General features: G+C 57.6%; 2 protein-coding genes. Both read left to right on the top strand.

Features of this window, described 5'->3' with window-relative positions:
- Positions 1-817: sensor histidine kinase (locus ACOSYY_RS14435; protein ID WP_421663221.1), on the top strand; the 817-nt coding region annotated here is incomplete at its 5' end.
- 308 nt (positions 818-1,125) lie between these two features.
- On the top strand, positions 1,126-1,739 hold a 614-nt coding region (locus tag ACOSYY_RS14440; RefSeq protein ID WP_421663222.1), incomplete at its 3' end, for a hypothetical protein.

Genomic DNA, 1,739 nt, shown 5'->3' on the forward strand with positions numbered 1-1,739 from the left:
GATGGACGGCGCCCGGTTTAGGGCGACAGTGCAGGCGGTGCCCGTCGCGGTCGGCGAAGGGAAAGGAGAGCGGCTGCGGGTCGCCTTCGAGGACATCACCTCCAGGAAAGCAGCCGAAGAACGATTGGAGCGACAGCAGGCCGAACTGGAGGCGAATGAAGATGAGCTGCGGAAGCTGGCGCGATTGCTGATCACCGCGCAGGAAGAGGAGCGCAAGCGGATCGCGAGAGAGCTCCATGACGATCATTGTCAACGGGTGACGACCCTGATCATGGAAACAAAACTGTTGGCGAAGGTGTGCAAGCAGCGATTCCCGGATATTGTCTCGCGCCTCACCGTGATGGGCGAAAAATTGAGCGCGCTCCTCAACGATTTTCGGACCATCTCGCACAACTTGCTTCCACGGAACCTCGGAGACTCGCTTGTCGGGCCCATTCGCGATCTCGTCAGGGAATTCAGCGGGAGGTCCGGATTCGAGGTCACATTTCTTGAGCGGGACGTTCCGGCGAATATCCCTCCCGATATCATGACGACGGTCTTCCGTCTCTTACAGGAAAGTCTGTGCAACATCCTGAAACATGCGGAGGCGAAGCATGTGGCGGTGACCTTGGGCGGAACCGATACGGGGATCGAACTCGTCGTGGCGGACGACGGGATCGGGTTCGATCCTGTCCGGGCCAGAAGCGCGCAAAAAGGAGTGGGAATCGTCGGGATGCGGGAACGAGTACGGCCCCTCGGAGGAGCAGTGAAGATCATCAGCGAACCGAATCAAGGAACCACGATCGTCTTCTCGATCCCTTTACATGAATTGACTTAACACCCACCTCAACTCGTATCGGCCGATCGCGGCGTCTCCCGAGCTTTCGCAATCCTAACTACGTAACGTGAACACGTGCCGAGGGCACTGGTAATTGCCCAGGACAATCTGGTTAATTAATCCATCTATCCGTCGTTGAAGTCCCGGGCCGGTGAGATGCCGACGTTGAGCGGAAGGAACAATGACGTGGTGACGCGATTGAAAATGGTCCTTCTCACTGACAGAATTGTGGTGGGCACACAATGGACAAAACGTATAAGCGAGCGCATGCATTTGTCCAATGCCCCGCCGTGGTGAATGGAGGCAGAATGCCGGTAACGAGAATGCAGAACACGGTCGGTAAGAGCCAGACGATGTCTGATCGTACGGCAACGGTGAGCCGCCTCGAAGAGGTGGTTTCGACGTCAGACGAATTCGATCAGGTCGTCTTGCAGGCGCTGCCGATTCTGTTGGATCGGGCGACCGGTTACACAAAACGGTTCTTGCGGGAAACCGGCCAATGGAATGACGACATCGAGCATGAAAAGTTCGCGTTGCGTTGGGGATCCGAATATCTTGAACGGTTTCTGGTCTGTGGACGCACCGAAGTTCCGTGCAGGCCGTTGTTTCTGTTCGATTCGCTGGTGGCCAAACAGCACAGCAAGCCGGAACCGTTTTGTTATCATCCGGATTTGCTGAGACCGCTCGGCCGGTTTCTCGACGGGCTTGTGGCGCGGGCGGTCGTCAGCCGGGACGCCCTGATCGCGCTTTATCACCATTCCTATGGGTGGGGTCCGGGGGAAGTGATCGCGGTGACGGGCCTCAATGGATTGGAGAGCCAGCGCATCTACAAAAATTTCCGACGGTGGCGCGAGAGCGGCTGGCAACGCACAATGGACGAGCTGGGCCTGACGAAGGCGGAGCTCGCGGAGCTGGAGAATCA

Source organism: Nitrospira sp. BLG_2, assembly GCF_049222245.1.